The sequence below is a fragment of the Mycobacterium sp. pW045 genome, from assembly GCF_041287085.1.
GTDB classification, from domain to species: domain Bacteria; phylum Actinomycetota; class Actinomycetes; order Mycobacteriales; family Mycobacteriaceae; genus Mycobacterium; species Mycobacterium algericum_A.
The window spans coordinates 302754-322840 of record NZ_JBGGKU010000002.1 but is presented as its reverse complement, the minus strand read 5'-3'; the positions used below and the strand labels follow the sequence as shown (position 1 = coordinate 322840).

4 protein-coding genes are annotated in these 20087 nt (G+C 71.1%); all 4 read left to right on the top strand.

Annotated elements, in window-relative coordinates; genetic code table 11:
• The first annotated feature begins 3 nt into the window (after positions 1–3).
• The 4 genes from ACAG20_RS03980 to ACAG20_RS03965 are packed head-to-tail and all read left to right on the top strand — an operon-like array spanning position 4 to position 20073.
• A complete protein-coding gene (locus ACAG20_RS03980) occupies positions 4–4791 on the top strand; it encodes an SDR family NAD(P)-dependent oxidoreductase (RefSeq protein WP_370491603.1) in 4788 nt (1595 codons plus the stop codon).
• A complete protein-coding gene (locus tag ACAG20_RS03975; RefSeq protein WP_370491602.1) occupies positions 4788–10214 on the top strand; it encodes an SDR family NAD(P)-dependent oxidoreductase in 5427 nt (1808 codons plus the stop codon). The genes ACAG20_RS03980 and ACAG20_RS03975 overlap by 4 nt, the downstream gene beginning before the upstream one ends.
• On the top strand, positions 10214–15670 hold the full coding sequence (locus ACAG20_RS03970; RefSeq protein WP_370491601.1) for a type I polyketide synthase: 5457 nt from the start codon (positions 10214–10216) through the stop codon (positions 15668–15670). The genes ACAG20_RS03975 and ACAG20_RS03970 overlap by 1 nt, the downstream gene beginning before the upstream one ends.
• Positions 15667–20073 (top strand): type I polyketide synthase, encoded by a 4407-nt coding sequence (locus tag ACAG20_RS03965; RefSeq protein WP_370491600.1) that lies wholly within the window; start codon positions 15667–15669, stop codon positions 20071–20073. Before ACAG20_RS03970 ends, ACAG20_RS03965 begins: the two co-directional genes overlap by 4 nt.
• Positions 20074–20087 lie beyond the last annotated feature (14 nt).

The following is a 20087-nucleotide window of genomic DNA, read 5'->3' as shown; positions in this document are numbered from 1 at the left end:
CTCATGACCGCAGCATTTGACGAAGAAGCCCTGCGCCACTGGTTGGCCGACTATCTGGTCACCAATATCGGTTGCAGCCCCGATGAGATCGACTTCAACGCGTCGCTGAACGATCTGGGCGTCGGGTCCCGCGACGCGGTGGTGCTCTGCGGTGAGCTGTCCGAGCTGCTCGGCCGCAAAGTGTCGCCGGTGGAGCTCTGGCAGCATCCGTCGGTCACCGAGTTGGCGCGGTTCCTCATCGAGCCGGAGTCCGCCGACGAGGAGGCCGGACCCGAGCCCGGCCGGTTCGGCACCGACGAACCCATCGCGGTGATCGGCCTGGGTTGCCGGTTCCCCGGTGATATCAACTCGCCGGATGCGCTGTGGCAGTTCCTGATCGACGGCGGCAACGCGGTCACCGAAGTGCCGGCCGATCGGTGGGCGCCGTTCGACGACGGGTCGCCCGAGGTCTCGAGCGCCATCGCCCGCACCACCCGCTGGGGCTCGTTCCTGAGCGACATCGCGGCCTTCGATGCGGAGTTCTTCGAGATCTCCAGCCGGGAAGCCGTCAAGATGGACCCGCAGCAGCGACTGCTGCTGGAAGTGGCGTGGGAAGCGTTGGAGCACGCCGGAATTCCGGCGACCTCGTTGCGGCGCTCGCAGACCGGCGTGTACGTCGGGGCCAGCATCACCGAGTACGGCTGTCACGCATCGGCCGACCTGACCGGCGTGGACGCCTGGAGCAACGCCGGCGGCGCCCTGAGCATCATCGCCAACCGGCTCTCGTACTTCCTGGACCTGCGCGGGCCCTCGGTGACGGTGGACACCGCGTGCTCCTCATCGCTGGTCGCCCTGCACCTGGCGTGCCGGAGCCTGCGGACCGGCGAGTGCGAGACCGCCATCGCCGGCGGGGTGAACCTGCTGATGTCCCCGGCGGTGTTCCGCGGCTTCGACCAGAGCGGCGCCCTGTCGACGACCGGCGCATGCCACGCATTCGACGCGGACGCCGACGGCTTCGTCCGCGGTGAGGGCTGCGGTGTGGTGGTGCTCAAGCGGCTGTCCGACGCGCGCCGCGACGGCGACCGGGTGCTGGCGGTGGTCCGCGGATCGGCGATCAACTCCGACGGCCACTCCAACGGCCTGCTGGCACCCAATCCGGCCGCCCAGATGGCGGTGTTGCGCTCGGCCTACGCCGACGCCGGGATCACGCCGCAGGAAGTCGACTACGTCGAAACCCACGGCACCGGAACGCTGCTCGGCGACCCGATCGAGGCGCGAGCGCTGGGCACGGTGCTGGGACGGGGACGCCCGGTGGATGCGCCGCTGCTGCTCGGCGCCGCCAAGTCGAACCTCGGCCACCTGGAAGCGGCCGCGGGCATGGTCGGCTTCATCAAGTCGGTGCTGGCCGTGCAACGGGGGCAGATCCCGCGCAACCTGCACTTCAACACGCCCAACCCGCACATCTCGTTCGACCAGCTGCGCCTGAAGGTCGTCGCCGAAGAACAGCCTTGGCCGTCCACCGAGCACCCGCGACGCGCCGGCGTCTCCTCGTTCGGCTTCGGCGGCACCAACGCCCACGTGGTGATCGAGCAGGCGCCGCCCGCCAAAATCGCTGCGCGCGAACCCGATCCGGCGGTCACGACGCTGGTGATCTCGGGGCGGACCCCGGAGCGGATCGCCGCGACCGCCGGCGACCTGGCCACCTGGCTGGCGGGCGACGGCGCCGAGATCGAACTGCCCGACGTCGCGCACACCCTCAACCACCACCGCGCCAGGCAGGCGCAGTTCGCCACCGTATGCGCCCGCGACCGGGAGCAGGCGGTGCGCGGTTTGCAGGCGCTGGCCGCCGGCACCTCCGGCGACGGGTCCGGTAGTGGCGTTGTCGGACCGCACGACGGGCCGTGCGGGCCGGGCACCGTGTTCGTGTACTCCGGGCAGGGCTCGCACTGGGCCGGCATGGGCCGGCAACTGCTCACCGACGAACCGGCGTTCGCCCGCGCCCTGGCGCTGCTGGAACCGGTGTTCGTCGAACACGTCGGATTCTCACTGTGGCAGGTGATCTCCGGCGGTGAAGCGATCAGCGGTGACGCGCAGGTGCAGCCCGTCCTGATGGGACTGCAACTGGCCCTGACCGAACTGTGGCGCTCCCACGGGGTGCACCCCGACGCCGTCATCGGCCACTCCATGGGTGAGGTGACCGCGGCGGTCGTCGCCGGGGCACTGAGCACGGCCGATGGATTCCGGGTGATCGCGGCCCGTTCCCGGTTGATGTCGCAGCAGGCCGGGCAGGGCGCGGTGGCGCTGCTCAACCTGGACAGCGAGGCCACCGAGGCGCTGCTGGCCGGCTACCCCGACGTCAGCGTGGCCGGTTACCTGTCGCCCAAGCAGACCGTGGTGGCCGGCCCGGTGGCGCCGGTGGATGCCGTCATCGCGGCGGTCAGCGCCGGAAACAAGTTCGCCCGCCGGGTCAACATGGAAGTCGCTTCGCACACCGCGTTGATGGATCCGATCCTGCCCGAACTGCAAGCGGCACTGGCGGGCCTGACTCCCGAGGTCGCCACCATCCCGTTCTTCTCCACCGTGACCGAGACCGCCATGCCGGCCGGGGGTATGCCGCTGCTGGACGCCGACTACTGGGTCAGCAACGTCCGCCGGCCTGCGCTGCTGGCCCAGGCCATCACCGCCGCGGCCGCAGAACACACCACGTTCGTCGAGGTCAGCGCGCACCCGATCCTGACGCACGCCATCGCCGACACGTGCGAGTCGCTCGGCGGCCACCACCACAGCGTCGGAACCCTGACCCGCAACGCCGACGACGCGATCAGCTTCCACACCAACCTCAACCGCACCCACACCGCTCAGCCGCCGCAGACCCCGCATCCGCCCGAACCGCACCCGGTGCTGCCCGCGACGCCGTGGCAGCACACCCGGCACTGGATCGACACCGTGGAGATCCGGCGCAGCCCTGGACCGGCCGCCGCCGGCATGGCTCCCGCGGCGGGTAGCGCCGGCGCGGTACCCGCGGAGTGGTGGTGCGAGCTGAGCTGGCCGGAAAGCGAATCAGGCGGCCGCGAAGCCGCCGAACCCGCCGCCACCGGCCAGTCCTGGCTGGTGATCGGCGGCGACGACCTGGGTGCCGAACTCGGCGCGCTGCGACCCGGGGCCGTGACGACGCTGGACGCATCGGTGCTGGCTGCCGGCGCCGATCCCGCCGCCCTCGCGACGGCGCTGCGCGGAGCGAGCCGTGTCCTCTACGCGCCGCCGACCGCGCCAGCCGACCTCAGCGCGACACCGGCCTACGACACGTTCAACGCGGCACGGCGGCTTGCCGCGGCCATGCTGGACCAGCCGGCCCCGGCGACGCTGTTCCTGTTGACCCGCAACGCCCAACCTGTCGGCGAGGGCGACCGCGCCAACCCCGCGCATGCCGTGCTGTGGGGGCTGGGCCGCAGCCTGGCCCTGGAACATCCCGAGATCTGGGGCCGGGTCATCGACGTCGACGAGTCGGTTCCGGCGTCGCTGGTCGCCGGGTACCTGCTCGCCGAAGCCGATGCCGAGGACACCGAGGACCAGATCGTCTACCGGGCCGGTGTCCGCCGGGTTCCGAGGCTGCGCAAGGCCCGGCCCACCGGTGCCGCCGCACCGGTCGAATTCGACCCGGACAGCTGCCATCTGGTGATCGGCGCCACCGGCAACATCGGACCGCAGCTGGTTCGACAGCTGGCGACCAGCGGAGCCAAGACCATCGTCGCGGTGTCGCGCAACCCGGGGACACGACTCGACGAGCTGGCGGCCGAACTGGCGGGAACGACACTGGTGACGGTGGCCGCCGACGCGGCCGACGAGACCGCGATGAGCGCGTTGTTCGACCGGTTCGGCGCCGACCTGCCGCCGCTAGCGGGCATCCACGTGGCCGCCTTCGCGGGCGGGCCGGTGACACTGCGCGACATGACCGACGACGACGTCACCGCCATGTTCCGGCCGAAGCTCGACGTGGTCGCGGTGCTGCACAAGCTGTCGCTGCGGCACCCGGTGCGCCACTTCGTGCTGTTCTCGTCGATCTCCGGAATCACCGGATCGCGCTGGCTGGCGCACTACACCGCGACCACCACCTTCCTGGACACCTTCGCCTACGCTCGTCGTGCGGCCGGGCTGCCAGCCACCGCGATCAACTGGGGGCTGTGGAAGTCGCTGAGCGACACCCAATCCGACATCGAACGCCAGGTGACCGTGGAGTCCGGGCTGGAGCCGATGAGCGACGACGTGGCCATCGGGGCGTTGCCGCTGGTGATCGGCGCGAACAGCGCGGTGCGGCACACCGTGGTGGCGGCGGACTGGCCACGGCTGGCCACCGCCTACCGCACCCGCGCGGCACTGCACATCGTCGACGACCTGCTGACCGTTGCCGAACCCGCCGACGGATCCGCGCCGGTCACCACCGAGTTCCGCCGCGCGCTGGCCGAAGCCGAACCCGAGCAGCGCTTGGGGTTGCTGCACGACCACGTCACCATGCAGGTCGTCGCCGCTATGGGCCTGGCCTCGCGCCACGTGCTGGACCCCACGGCCGGATTCTTCGCCTCCGGCATGGATTCGCTGATGAGCGTGACGCTGCAGCGATCACTGTCGGACAGCCTCGGCGAAATTCTGCCGGCCGCAGTCGTATTCGACTATCCGACCATCGACGCGCTGACCGGATACCTGGCCACGATCCTGCCGGAGGTGGCCGAGGCCGCCGAACAGGACAGCGCCGACGCCTATGACGACATGAGCGATGACGAGCTGCTCGCGCAGCTTTCGGAGAGGTTGAGTTGAGCGAGATAGGTTCCGCGTCGGCCGGGAGGGCCGAATCGGCTGGGGGGCCGGATCGTCGTTCGATTGTCGCTGAGGCGCTGCGCAAGATTGATGATTTGACGGCGCGGTTGGCGGTGGCGGAGGCCGGTGATACCGAGCCGATCGCGGTGGTGGGTTTGGGTTGTCGGTTGCCGGGTGGGGTGGGTGATCCTGCCGGTTTTTGGCGGTTGTTGTGTGCTGAGGGTTCGGGGATTGTTCGGGTTCCGGCGGATCGCTGGGATGCGGATGCGTTTTATTCGTCGGATCATTCGGTGGCGGGGACGATTTGTTCTCGTGAGGGTGGGTTTTTGTCGTCGTGGCAGCCCGCTGAGTTCGATGCGGAGTTTTTTGGTATTTCGCCGCGCGAAGCCGATGCGATGGATCCTCAGCAGCGGTTGTTGATGGAGGTGGCCTGGGAGGCGTTGGAGCATGCCGGGATCACCAAGGAGGCGATTCGGGGCACCCAGACCGGCGTTTTCGTCGGCCTCACCACCAACGACTACGCCTTGCTGGCGGCCGAAAGGGTCGGCCCCCGGGATGTCGACCCCTACCTCGCGTTCGGCAACGGCCCGAACTTCGCGGCGGGCCGGTTGGCGTATTTCCTCGGTGTGCACGGTCCGGCGATGATGGTGGACACCGCGTGTTCGTCGTCGTTGGTGACGATTCATCTGGCGTGTGCGAGTCTGCGCCGGCGCGAGTCCGATCAGGCGCTGGCGGCCGGGGTGAACCTGATCTTGTCCCCGCAGAACAGCATCGCCACCTCGCGGTGGGGCATGTTGGCCCCCGACGGGCAGTGCAAGACGTTCGACGCCGCCGCCGATGGCTATGTCCGTAGTGAGGGTGCCGGGGTGGTGGTGCTCAAGCGGCTCTCGGATGCGCAGCGTGATGGTGACCGGATTCTGGCGGTGGTGCGGGGTTCGGCGGTGAATCAGGATGGGCCGTCGTCGGGTCAGACGGTGCCGTCGGGTCCGGCGCAGCAGAAGGTGATGCGGGCGGCGTTGGCGGCGGCGCGGTTGTCCCCGGGTGATATCGACTACGTCGAGGCGCACGGGACCGGGACGGCGCTGGGTGATCCGATCGAGTTGGATGCGCTGGCGGCGGTGTTCGGTGAGCGGGGTGCGGCGGCGCCGTTGGTGTTGGGGTCGGTCAAGACCAACCTCGGGCACCTGGAGTCCGCCTCCGGTGTTGCCGGTTTCATCAAGACGGTGTTGGCGGTGCAGCACGGGTTCATTCCGCGGCATTTGAATTTCTCGGCGTTGACGCCGAATGCCGGTGCGGCGGCATCGAAGTTTCAGATTGCGGCGCAGGCGATGTCGTGGCCGGCGGTGTCGCGTGCGCGTCGGGCGGGGGTGTCCTCGTTTGGGGTGTCGGGCACCAATGCGCATGTGGTGGTCGAGCAGGCGCCGGTGTCGGAGTCGGTCTCGCCGGTTGCCGAGCCGGTGGTGAGCACGTTGCTGGTTTCGGGGAAGTCGCCGGCGCGTATCGCGGCCACGGCCGGCGTGCTCGCCGACTGGCTGCGCGGCGACGGCGCCGACGTGCCGCTGACCGATGTCGCAAAGACGCTGCGCGACAACCGGAGCCGCTTCAAGTACACCGCGGGCGTGTGCGCCAGGGACCGCGCTGCGGCGGTCGCCGGCCTGACGGCGCTGGCCGCCGGGGACAGTGCCGCCGGTGTCATCGAACCGCGGGCCCGCCTCGCGGGCAGCCGGCCGGTGTTCGTGTTTTCCGGGCAGGGTTCGCATTGGGCGGGGATGGGTCGGCGGTTGTTGGCCGAGGAGCCGGTGTTTGCGGCGGCGATTGCTGAGTTGGAGCCGGATTTTGTTGCGCAGCTCGGTTTTTCGCTGCGGGATGTGATCGCCTCGGGTGCTGAGATCTCCGGTGATGCGCAGGTGCAGCCGGTGATCATGGGCGTGCAGCTGGCGTTGGCGGCGTTGTGGCGGTCCTATGGGGTGTCACCGGATGCGGTGGTGGGGCATTCGATGGGGGAGGTGTCTGCGGCGGTGGTGGCCGGGGCGCTGACGCCGCAGCAGGGGTTGCGGGTGATCGCGGCGCGGTCGGCGTTGATGTCGCGGCAGGCCGGTCAGGGCGCGGTGGCGCTGTTGGAACTGGATGCCTCGGCGGCGCAGGAGTTGTTGGCGGGGTATCCGCAGGTTGAGGTGGCCGGGTATTTGTCGCCGCGGCAGACGGTGGTGGCCGGCTTGCCGGCCGAGGTGGATGCGGTGATCGCGGCGGTGGCCGGCCGGGAGCGGTTTGCGCGGCGGGTCAATATGGAGGTGGCCTCGCATACCGCATTCATGGATCCGATCCTGGATGAGCTGCGGGCGCAGTTGGCAGATCTGGTGGCCTCGGCCCCGCAGATTCCGTTCATTTCCACGGTGGTTGATCCGGCCGGGCCGGTTCCGGTGCTCGATGCCGACTACTGGGTCGCCAATGTGCGTCAACCGGCGTTGGTCAGCCAGGCCATCACCGCCGCGGCACGCGAGCACGGCACCTTCATCGAGATCAGCCCCCACCCGCTACTGACGCACTCGATCATCGAGACGGTCGAGGCCGCCGCAGCCGAGCCGGCGACGGTGATCTCAACCCTGCGCAGGGGCGACGACGAAACCGTGAGCTTCCACCTCCAACTCGCCGAACTCGGCGACGGGTCTTCCGGCGTCACGGCCGGCGGCTTCGCCGAGCTGCCGACCACCCCCTGGCAACACGCCCACCACTGGATCTCCGCGCCCGCGCGGATCGGGCAGGCACCGGATATCCACCCGCTGCTCGGGCCGCACGTCGAGATGCTCACCGGCCGCGACCACGTCTGGCAGACCGAGCTCAGCGCCGAACTGCTGCCGTGGCCGGCCGCGCAGATCCAGGGGCAAACCGTGCTGCCGGCAGCCGCCCTGGTCGAGATGGCGCTGGCGGCGGGCAGCCAAGCGCTCGGCAGACCCGTCGAGGCCATCAGCGTGACCGGCCTGCAGCTCGAGCAGCCGCTGGTGCTCGACGGGGGCATGCAGGTCACCACCGTGCTCAGCGGCGCGGATGCGCAGACCCGGGTCGAGATCCACGCCCGGGCCGCCGGCCAGTCCTGGACGCGGTATGCGCTGGCCGACATCACCGCCGCACAGCAGGGCGGCGACGACGCGGTCACCGGCGGCAGCGTGCTCACGCTGCCCGAGGATGTCGCCAGCCACCCCGGCTACCGGCTGCACCCGGTGCTGCTCGACGCGGCGCTGCGGGCGCTGGCGGCGGCGATCTCCGACCCAGAAGGTCTCGGTTACGCGCCGACGGCGGTGGCCGCGGTGCGGGTGCTCGGCCGAACCGGCCGCCAGGTCCGGTGCCACACCGAGCTGACCAGCCGCGGCGAGACGACGGCAGTGGGCCGGATCGTGCTGACCGACGACTCGGGGGCCGTGGTGGCCGAACTCACCGGCGTCGAACTGCACCCGATCGACCCCGGTTCACTGCGGGTGCCGCTGGAGCACAAGCTCTTCGCCACCGAGTGGATCGAAGCCCCGGCGCCGGAAGCCACCGGCGCGGCGGCCGGCAGCTGGCTGCTGCTCACCGAGCCCGACGCCGCCGCCGACGGCGCAACCGAGCGCCTGGCGGCGGCATTCGCGGCACGGCTGGCCGGCCCGGACCGCAAGGTCATCACCGGACCGTTCGCCGACCAGCCGGCGCTGGCCGAGGCGGTCGCGCAAACCGGCGCCGATCCCGCGCGCCCGCCCGCCGGCATCGTGGTGTTCCTCGGACAGCACGGCTCCGACATCGCCGACCCGCAAGCGCTGGCCCGGGCGCGTGACCTCATCTGGACCGCTTCCAGAGCGGCCCGGGCGGCCGTGCAGGACTGGCCGGAGACCAACGGTGCGCGGCTGTGGCTGGTCAGCCGCGGCGGTCTGGCGGTGGGCGCCGACGAGCCGGGCGACCCCGCCGTCGGCGCGCTCAAGGGCGTCGTCCGCACCTGGCGGTTCCCCGGCGAACTGGCCCGGGTGCTCGCCGACGAACCGGACCTGGGCGCCACGCTGGTCGACCTGGACACAGCCGATGACGTCGACGCCCTGCTGGGTGTGCTGCTGGCCGAACTGCAGGCCCCGGTCCGCGACGACATCGTCGGCTGGCGCGCCGGCCGGCGCTACACCGAACGCCTCACCCGGGCCTCGCTCGGCGAGGCCGCGCAGACCTCCGAGGGCGGCCACGCCAAGGTCCGCGGCGACGGCTCCTACCTGCTCACCGGTGGTCTCGGCGGGCTCGGGACGGTCGTGGCGCGCTGGCTGGTGTCGCGCGGCGCCGGACGTATCGTCCTCAACGGCCGCAGCGAGCCCTCCGAGGCGCAGCGGGCGGTGCTCGACGAACTGGCGGCCGGCGCCGAGGTCGCCTACGTCGCCGGCGACATCAGTTCACCGGGAGTGGCGCAACGTCTGGTCGCCGCCGCCGAGGAGACCGGCCGGCCGCTGCGCGGCGTCGTACACGCCGCCGGTGTGCTCGGCGATGGCCTTGTGACGGCGGTGACCCCGGAGAGCCTGGCGGGCACCTGGTCGGCCAAAGCCCTCGGCGGCGCGCTGCTGCATGCTGCCACCGCCGAGCGTCCGCTCGACTGGTGGGTGGGTTTCTCCTCGATGGCCGCCCTGCTGGGCCTGCCCGGTCAGCTCGGCTACGCCACCTCCAACGCGTGGCTGGACGCCCTGATGACGTGGCGGCGCGCATCCGGCCTGCCGGGGACCGCCATCGACTGGGGCCAGTGGTCCGACGTGGGGATCGGACGCTCGATGACGCTGAGCGTGCTCGATCCGATCAGCCCGGAGGAAGGCGTCGAGGCACTGGATGCGGTGCTCGGCGCCGCCTCCCTGGGGCCCCGGGTCGGGGTGGGCCGGCTGCGCATCGACCGGGCCGTCGCCACCTCGCCGGAGTTCCGGGAGCTGACGTTCTTCGAGGACCTCGTCGGCGAAGCCGCGGCGGTGGGTGCCGGCGGGCCGGATGAGCACGACAGCGGCACCGCCGCAGGCGCCGGCGAGACGGCTGCGCCGGACTGGTCGCAGATACCCGCCGACCAGCGACGCGACGAGTTGGTGGTCCGGCTGCAGGCTATCCTTGCCCGCGAGCTTCGGACCTCGGCGGCAGCGGTCGACGTGGACCAGCCGTTCCCGGAGATGGGTCTGGACTCGATGATCGCGATGACGGTGCTGAAAGAGACGCAGCAACTGGTGGGGGTGGATTTGTCGGCGTCGATGCTATGGAACCACCCCAGCATTTCAGCTTTGGCGACGCATCTGGTGGGATTGCTGGCATCCCGGTACGCCCCGCAGGACGAAGCAGCACACGATGACGGTCATCTGACGTTCGACTCCTCCGGCGGTGTGCTGGACGAGTTGTTCGATCAGGTCGAGTCGGCATCGGCCGGGAGCGAGAGCGGTAGTTTTTGATGACGGGAACCTCCAAGTCGATCTTCAACAGGATGTCGGCCATGGGTGCCGACAAGCGCGGGGCGCTGACCGAGCAGTTCGAGAAGGCGTCCCGGATCGCCGCCGCGGAGCCGATCGCGGTTGTCGGGATCGGCTGCCGGTTCCCCGGTGAGGCGTCCGGCCCGGACGCCTACTGGGACCTGTTGGCAGGCGGCCGCGACGCTATCACCGAGATCCCCCCGGACCGCTGGGATGCCGACGAGTACTACGACCCGGACCCGCTGGCGCCGGGGCGCATGTCGTCGAAGTGGGGCGGCTTCATCTCCGATGTCGCCGGTTTCGACGCCGACTTCTTCGGCATCTCCCCGCGTGAAGCCGAGGCGATGGATCCCCAGCAACGGCTGATGCTCGAGGTCGCCTGGGAGGCGCTCGAGCACGCCGGTGTGTCGCCCGAACACCTGTCGGGCATCCGCTCCGCCGTGATGATGGGCGTGTATTACACCGAATACCAAGGGATTTCAGCCTCCAACCCGAACGCGATCGACGGCTACTCGGCCACCGGCAACGCGCACGCCGTCGCCGTCGGGCGCATCGCCTACCTGCTTGGTCTGCGTGGGCCCGCCGTCGCGATGGACTCGGCGTGCTCGTCATCACTGGTCACCGTCCACATGGCCTGCCAGAGCCTGCGGATGCGGGAGAGCGACCTGGCGCTGGCCGGTGGGGTCAGCCTCATCCTGCGGCCCGAAACCCAGATCGCCATGGCCAAGTGGGGGATGCTGTCGCCGCGCGGCCGCTGCCACACCTTCGACGCCGGCGCCGACGGATTCGTCCGCGGCGAGGGCGCCGGGATCGTGGTGCTCAAGCGGCTCACCGACGCGATCCGCGACGGCGACCGGATCGTGGCGGTGGTGCGGGGCTCGGCGGTGAACTCCGACGGCAGGTCCAACGGCCTGACCGCACCGAACACCATCGCCCAAAGTGACGCGATCACCCGCGCGCTGCGCAGCGCCGACGTCGCGGCAGGATCAGTCAATCTGATCGAAACCCACGGCACCGGAACCGGTTTGGGCGACCCGATCGAATTCGAGGCGCTCGCCGAGGTCTACGGACGTGGCGCCGAGAAGTGCGCGCTGGGCGCGGTGAAGACCAACATCGGTCACCTGGAGGCCGCCGCCGGGATCGCCGGTTTCATCAAGGCGGCGCTGGCGGTGCAGCGGGGGCAGATCCCACCGAACCTGCACTTCACCAAGTGGAACCCGGCGATCGACCCTTCGCCGACGCGGCTGTTCGTTCCCACCGAGATGACCCCCTGGCCGGCGGCCGAGGGTCCGCGGCGCGCCGCGGTCTCGTCGTTCGGGCTGGGCGGCACGAACGCGCACGTGGTACTCGAACAGGGCCCGGACCCGGTACCCGCGCCGGCACCGGCCGACCCGGTGGCCACGCTGGTGGTCTCGGGCAAGACCGATCAGCGGGTGGCGGCCTGGGCGGCGACGCTGGCCGACTGGCTGGCCGGCCCCGGCGCCGAGGTGCCACTGGCCGACGTGGCCAACACCCTCAACCACCACCGCAGCCGGTACGCCAGGTTCGCCACGGTCTGCGCGCGCGACACCGAGCAGGCGCTGGCCGGGCTGCGCGCGGTCGCCGGCGGCTACCCGGCCCCCGGCGTGGTCGGCACCCGCGCCGCCCAGGCCGGCAAAGGCACCGTGTTCCTCTACTCCGGTCAGGGTTCGCAGTGGGCCGGCATGGGCCGGCAACTGCTGACCGACGAGCCGGCGTTCGCCGCCGCCGTGGACGAGCTGGAACCGGACTTCGTCGCGCAGGTCGGGTTCTCACTGCGCGACGTGCTGGAGTCCGGTGAGCCGGTGGTCGGCATCGACCGCATCCAGCCGGTCCTGGTGGGCATGCAGCTGGCGTTGACGGCGCTGTGGCGCTCCCACGGGGTCGAGCCGGACGCGGTGATCGGGCATTCGATGGGAGAGGTGGCCGCCGCCGTGGTGGCCGGTGCGCTGAGCCCGGCCGACGGCCTGAAGGTCATCGCGACCCGCTCGAAGCTGATGGCCCGGTTGAGCGGCCAGGGCGCGATGGCGCTGCTCGAGCTCGATGCCGATTCAGCCGAGAAGCTGGTCGCCGAGCACTCCGACATCACCGTGGCGGTGTACGCCGCCCCGCAGCAGACGGTCATCGCCGGCCCGCCCGACCAGGTCGACGCGGTCATCGCGGTGGTCGACGCCCAGGGCAAACTGGCCCGCCGCGTCGAGGTGGACGTGGCATCGCATCATCCCACCGTGGACCCGATCCTGGGCGAGTTGGCCACCGCGCTGGCCGACTTGAAGCCGTCGGCGCCGACGATCCCGCTGATCAGCACCGTCGGTCAGACCGACAACGGAACCGGCATGCCGGTATTCGATGCCGACTACTGGGTGCACAACCTGCGCAACCCGGTGCGGTTCAGCCAGGCCGTGACCGCGGCCACGGCGGCGCACGCCACGTTCGTCGAGGTCAGCCCGCATCCGCTGCTGTCCCACGCCATCAACGGCAACCTCGAGGCGGCGCGGCCCGCCGGTGACACCACCGTGACCGGCACCCTGCTGCGTGAGCAGCCCGAGGCGCTGAGCTTCCACACCAACCTGGCGACCGTCGCACCGCCGTCGGCGGAGGCGCCGCGGCCGGACGGCGGGGTCGGCCGCGCCGACCTGCCGCCGCGCCCCTGGCAGCACGTGCGCTACTGGGCCGGTGTGACCGCGGCGAACCGGCACTCGGCCGACGCGCATCCGCTGCTGGGCGTGCACGTGGAGCTGCCGTCGGGCCACGGCCACGTCTGGCAGGCCGACGTGGGCACCGACGTCGTGGCATGGATGGCCGACCACAAGGTCCACGGCCAGGTCGTCATGCCGGCCACCGGCTTCGCCGAGATGGCGCTCGCCGCGGCCGGCGAGGCGCTGAGCCTGCCCGTGTCGGCGGTCGCCGTGGACCGCGTCGAGGTCGAACAGATGCTGCGAGTCGACGCCCGGACCGAGGTGACCACCCGACTGTTGACCGACGGCGATGGCTCCGACGACCTGCGAGTCGAGATCCACTCCCGTGCGCCCGGCGGCGGCTGGTCGCGCCACGCCGTCGCCAGGGTCGCCGCGGCCGCCCCGGAATCGGCCGCCGTGCAACGCCCGGTATCCGGCGGGGGCGGCACCGCGTTGTCACCGGCGGACCTCTACACGGCGTTGCGCCGTACCGGCCTGCAGCACGGGCCGGCATTTGCCGCGCTGACCCGCATCGTCCGCAAGCCCGGCGGCGGCTCGGAGGCCGAGATCGTGCTGCCCGACGAGGCGACCGCGCACCGGGGCTACCGAATCCATCCGGTGATGCTCGACGCGGCGCTGCAGTGCCTGGCCGCCGCGCTGCCCGATGAGGCGCTGAGCGGATCAGGCTCCGGGGCGCAGGAAGCCACCTATCTTCCGGTCGCGGTGGAGACCATTCGGGTGTTCGGCGAGGTGGGCCGGCGGGCCCGCGGCCACGCCGAGCTGGTGAGCCACGACGACGACGGCATCCTTGGCCGGGTCACCTTGACCGACGACACCGGTACGGTCACCGCCGAGCTGTCCGGGATCTATCTGCAGCGCGTGCAGCGCCGCACGGTGCCGCTGCCACTGAGCCAGAAGATCTTCGACACCGAGTGGATCGACGCCGGCGTGCCCCCGCAGGTCCCGGCGGCCGCGGAAGGCAGCTGGCTGGTGCTGACCGAGGGCGACGAAAGCCGGGCTTTCGCAGCCGATTTCGCCGACCGGTTCGCCTCGGACAGCCGCCGGGTGATCACTGCGGACCTGACCAGCGAGCCGGCCGTACGGGAGGCCTTCGCCCAGACCGCCGACGACCCGGACCGGCCACCGGTCGGCGTGCTGGTTTTCGCCGACAACGGTTCCTTCGATCCAACCGCCGCCGCCGACCGCGGCCGCGAGCTGGCCTGGTCGGTTGCCGCCACGGTGCGCACCATCGTCTCCGGCTGGCACGGCACCGCACCCCGGTTGTGGCTCGTCGGCCGCAACGGCTTGAGTGTGAACGCCGGCGGGCCCGGCAGCCATGAACCCGGCGACCCGTCGATCTGTGCCCTCAAGGGGCTGGTGCGGGTGCTGGCCTACGAGCACCCGGACCTGCGGGCCGGGGTCGTCGACCTGGATGCGGCGGCGGACCCGGCGGCGACGCTGATCACCGAACTGGGCCTGGTGGGCACCGACGACGTGGTGGCCTGGCGTGGCGGCACGCGCTACGCAGAGCGTCTCAAGCGGGCCACCCTGACCGCGAGCGGCGCCCCGGCTGTCCGGGCCGACGGCGCCTACGTCCTGACCGGCGGGCTGGGCGGCATCGGCCTGGTCGTGGCCCGGTGGCTGATCGACCACGGCGCCGCGCGCATCGTGCTCAACAGCCGCTCGCAGCCTTCCGACCAGCAGCGCGCGGTGCTCGACGAGCTCGCCGGGCGGGCCCAGATCGCGGTCGTCTCCGGCGACCTGGCCGCACCGGGTGTGGCCGAGAGCCTGGTCGCCGCCGCACGAGAGACCGGGCTGAGCCTGCGCGGTGTCGTCCACGGCGCCGCGGTCATCGACGACCAGATCGTGGTCGGCATCGATCACGACACCCTGGAGCGGGTCTGGGCGCCCAAGGCGACCGGGGCGCTACGCCTGCACGAGGCCACGCTGGGCGACTCCGGCAAAGAGCTGGACTGGTGGGTCGGGTTCTCCTCGACGTCGTCGCTGCTCGGGGCACCCGGACAGGCCTCCTACGCGGCGGCCAGCGCCTGGCTCGACGGCCTGGTGGCGTGGCGGCGGGCCGCCGGGCTGCCGGCGATCACGATCAACTGGGGCCAGTGGTCCGGCGTCGGAGTCGCCCAGGAGCTCAAGTTCAGTGCGCTGGACCCCATCGACCCGGCCGAGGGCATGGAGGCGCTGGAGGCGATTCTGGGCGGCGATCTCGCCCGGGTCGGGGTGGCGCGGTTGCGCCTGGACCGGGTCGCCGCGGCGTTCCCGGAACTGCAGCAACTCGGCTACTTCGCGACGCTGGCCGCCGAACTCGACCTCGACAGCGAGGATGACGACTGGCCCGGCCCGGAAGGCCTCAAGCAGCTCGAGCCCGCCGAGGCCGCCAAGGCGGTCCTGGGCCGACTGGGTTCGCGGATCATGGCCATCATGGGCTACCCCAAAGACAGTGCGATCGACCCCGGCCGGCCGCTGACCGAGCTCGGCATGGATTCGCTGATGGCGGTGCGCATCCGCAACACCGTCCGCGGCGACTTCGGGGCGGAGCCCCCGGTTGCGCTGCTGTTGCAGGGCGCCTCACTGACCGACCTGGCCGCTGACCTGACCCGTCAACTGGGCCTGGCTTCGCAGGACAGTGCCGGCGACGGCGCCAGCGAAGTCCGTAGCCGCGCCCAGCAGCGTGCCGCGGCACGGCAGCGGGCGGCGTCGCGGCGAAAAGTAGGAGACCGAACGTGAGCACCAACAACGAACTGCCGGCAGGCGCGATCGCGGTCGTCGGCATGGCCGGGCGGTTTCCCGGCGCCCGCAACCTGACGGAGTTCTGGCACAACCTGCGCAACGGCACCGAATCCATCGTCACGCTGTCCGAGGACGAGCTGCGCGCCAACGGCGTGAGCGACAAGGCGCTGGCGAACCACAACTACGTGCGGCGAGCCGCGTTGCTGGACGGCATCGAGGAGTTCGATGCCGGCTTCTTCGGTTTCACGCCGCTGGCCGCACGCACCATGGACCCGCAGCACCGGCTCTTCCTGCAGACCGCCTGGCATGCCCTGGAAGACGCCGGCTACCGGCCGGGGGAGCTCGAGGGGTCGGTCGGCGTCTACGGGACCAGCACCACCAGCGGCTATCTGTTGCACAACCTGATGTCGCATTACGACCCGAACCTCATCATCGGTCAGGGCGTCAGCTTCGAGATGGTCAACCTGTCGTTGCAGAACGACAAGGACTATCTGGCCACCCGGGTGGCCCACCAGCTCAACCTGCGCGGGCCGGCGCTGTCAGTGCAGACGGCGTGCTCCTCGGCGCTGGTCGCGGTGCACCTGGCCTGCCAGAGCATCCTGGGCGGCGAATGCGACATGGCGCTGGCCGGCGGCTCGTCGCTGCGGATTCCGCACCACGTCGGGTACTGGCACGAGCCCGGCTCGATGGTGTCGGGGACCGGGCACTGCCGGCCGTTCGACGTGCGGGCCGACGGCACGATCTTCGCCAGCGGCGTCGGTGTGGTGGTGCTCAAGGCGCTGGAGGCCGCCGTCGACGACGGTGACCACATCCACGCGGTGATCCGGGGCTCGGCGCTCAACAACGACGGCGCCACCAAGATGACCTACGCGGCGCCCACCGCCGCCGGGCAGGCCGATGTGATCGCCGAGGCGCACGCGGTGGCCGATGTGGACGCCGCCACCATCAGCTACGTCGAATCGCACGGCACCGGCACCCCGTTGGGCGACCCGATCGAGATCGAGGGCCTGCGACAAGCCTTCGCGGTGTCCGAGGAGCCGCGCTCGGGGCCCTGCTACGTGGGATCGGTCAAGTCCAACATCGGGCACCTGGAATCGGCGGCGGGCATCGCCAGCCTGATCAAGACCATCCTGTGCCTGCAGCACCGGGCGATCCCGGCCACCCTGCACTACACCAGCCCGAACCCCGAACTGCACCTCGACGACGGCCCGTTCCGGATCCGGAGCGAATACGGACCCTGGGAAGCCGACGGCATTCGCCGTGCCGGGGTCAGCTCGTTCGGCGTGGGCGGCACCAACGCCCATGTCATCGTGGAGGAATGGCCGGCAGACCAACCGGCCGGCGCCGCCCCGCGCCCCGGACCCGAGGTGCTGCTGCTGTCGGCGCGCACCGCCGAGGCGCTGCAACAGGGACGCAAGGAGCTGGCCTCGGCACTGACCGCCGACGACAGCGAGGCGCCGGCACTGCCCGACGTCGCCCACACCCTGGCCGCCCGGCATGCGTACCACCTGCGCCTGGCGGCGGTCGTCGCCGACCGTGCCGATGCCGCCGCCGTGCTGACCGCCGAGGAGAGCGAGAACGTCTTCATCGGTGAGGGCGTGAGCGATGACGCGGCCGCCACCGCCGACCGGGTGGTGTTCCTGTTCCCGGGCCAGGGCGCACAGCACATCGGTATGGCGCGCGGCCTGTATGACACCGAGCCGGTGTTCGCCGAGTACTTCGACCGCTGCGTGGCCGGCTTCGACGCCGAGCTGGGCTTCGACCTGCGGGCGGTGATCTTCGACGGCACCTCACGTGACCTCGAGCGCACCGACCGCACTCAGCCGGCATTGTTCACCGTGGAGTATGCGCTGGCGAAACTGATCGAAAGCTACGGGGTGCGGCCGTCCGCGGTGGTCGGCCACAGCATCGGCGAATACGCCGCGGCCACCATCGCCGGTGTCTTCGACCTCGACACCGCGATCAAGGTGGTGGCGATGCGGGCGCGGCTGATGCACGCCGCGCCCCGCGGCGTCATGGTGGCGGTACCGATCAGCGCCGACGCGGTCGGCGCCTACCTGACCGCCGACGTCGACCTCGCCGCGGTCAACGACCCGGACGGCTGCGTGGTGGCCGGCGCCGAAGACGCCATCCGCGAGTTCTCGGAGACCCTCAAGCAGGCCGGCATCAACGCGCGCCGGGTACGCACCTCGCACGCGTTCCACTCCCGGTTGATGGACTCGATGATCTCGGAGTTCACCGCGTTCCTGTCCCGGCAGACCCTGAACGAACCGCGGATCCCGGTGCTGTCCAACCTGACCGGGACCTGGCTGGCGCCCAGCGAGGCGACCAACCCGGCGACCTGGGCGCGTAGCGTCCGTGCCACGGTGCGCTTCGCCGACGAGATCGACACGCTGCTCGACGAGCCGCACCGGGTGCTGGTGGAAGTCGGCCCCGGCGCCACCCTGACCGCCTCGGCGGCGAGGAATCCCAAGTTCGCCGGTGGCCACCGTGCCGTCCGGTTGATGCGCCACCATGCCCAGAACCGCGACGACCGCGACGCCTTCCTGCTGGCGCTGGGCCAACTGTGGGCCGCCGGCGTCGAGGTGGACTGGGCCGGCCTGCGCGGCGACTACCAGCCCAAGCGGGTCGCAGTTCCGGGTTATCCGTTCGAGCGGCAACGGCATTGGCTAGAACACAACGCCGGCGCCACCTGGGTATCCGGCGCCGCGACCAACGGCGCCGCGGTGAACGGCGCGTCCGGAGCCGACGGCGCCGCGGGCTCGGCCGGGGCGTCCATGGACGCGACGCTGCAACGCATCTGGGCGGTCTGCCTGGGGGTCAGCTCGGTGGACCGCAATGCCAACTTCTTCGACATCGGCGGCGACTCGCTGGTGGCGATCAGCGTCGCGATGGCCGCCTCCCATGAGGGGCTGGACCTGACCCCGCAGGACCTCTACGACAACCCGACGGTGTCGGCCCTGGCCAAGGCGCTGACCGCTCGCTACGCCGCGGGCGGCCTGGCCCGCCAGTCGCCCGGCGCCGTCGAGCACCCGCCCGTCCCGCCGAACATCACCTACTTCCTGGAGAACGGTGTTCGCGAGCACGGTCACTGGCGCATCCCGCTGGTCCTTCGGCTGCGCCCCGACGTCTCCGTCGACGACGTCCGTGCGGTGCTGACCGCGGTGGTCAATCACCACGACGCGCTGCGGCTCCGCATCACCGAGCGGGCCGGGACCTGGGAACAGCGCATCGCCGAACCCGCCGAGTTCGGCGAGATCAGCACCCATTCGCTGCCGGAGGGCCTCACCGCCGAGCACGATGCGGTGCGCACCATGCTGGCCGAGCACATCGGCGAACAAGAGCTGTCCTGCCCGCCGCTGACCGCCCTGTACATCCGGGGTGCCGCAGGCGACGTGTGCTATCTGGCGTTGAGCCTGCACGCGATCGTCGGCGATGAGGCATCCCGCGACATCCTGCTGACCGACATCTTCACCGCGTTCGGCCAGCAGCTGGCGGGCAACGACATCGAGCTGGCCCCGGTCGGCGTCGGGTGGGCCGAATGGTCGCAGCGTTGCGCCGGACTGGCCACCCATCCGGCGGTGCTGGAGAGCCGCGAATTCTGGTTGCGGACAACACAAGCCGCGACCCTGCGGCTGGGTGCCGACGTCGCCGAGCCGCCGGGGGCAGCCGATCTGGCCAAGCTCACCTCGGCGCTGGGGGCGGCCGACGTCAGCGAGATCGACGACGCCCGGCGCCGGCTGCGGTTGCCGATCAACGAGATCCTGCTGGCCGGGCTGAGCCGGGCGGTGGCGGCGGCCGTCGGTGAGGGCACCGTCGCCGTCGACATCGGGGGAACGGGCCGCTCGGTGCTCAAACCCGATATCGACCTGCGACGCACCGTCGGATCCTTCACCACGATCTACCCGGTTGCCTTGGACTGCGCCACCGCCGCACCGGCAGGCGCACGCCGGTTGCTCGACAAGATCCACGAGACCCTGGGGGAGGTACCGCACTACGGGATCGGCTACGGGCTGCTGCGCTACCTGTACGCACCGACCGCGCGGCTATTCGGCTCGGTGCCACCGGCCGAGATCCACTTCGCCTACGTCGGGACGATCCCCGAACTGCCGGCCGCGGGCGACGCACCCGTGCAGTTCGACCCCGACACCGCGATGCCGGTGCGCGAGGCGATCCCGGGCCTGGGACACGCGCTGGAGCTGCGGGCCTACCGCTCCGCCGGGGTGCTGCACCTGGACTGGTGGTATGACAGCCGACGCATCGAGGAGCCGGTGGCGCAGGCGATCGCCGACGGGTTCACAAGGGCCGTGATGGATCTGGTCCGCGAGGCCATCGCCGAAGACGAGCTGGACTCGGCCGACGCTGCAGACGGGGAAATGACCCTGGTCGAGCTGTCGTAGTTTTCCGGATTTAG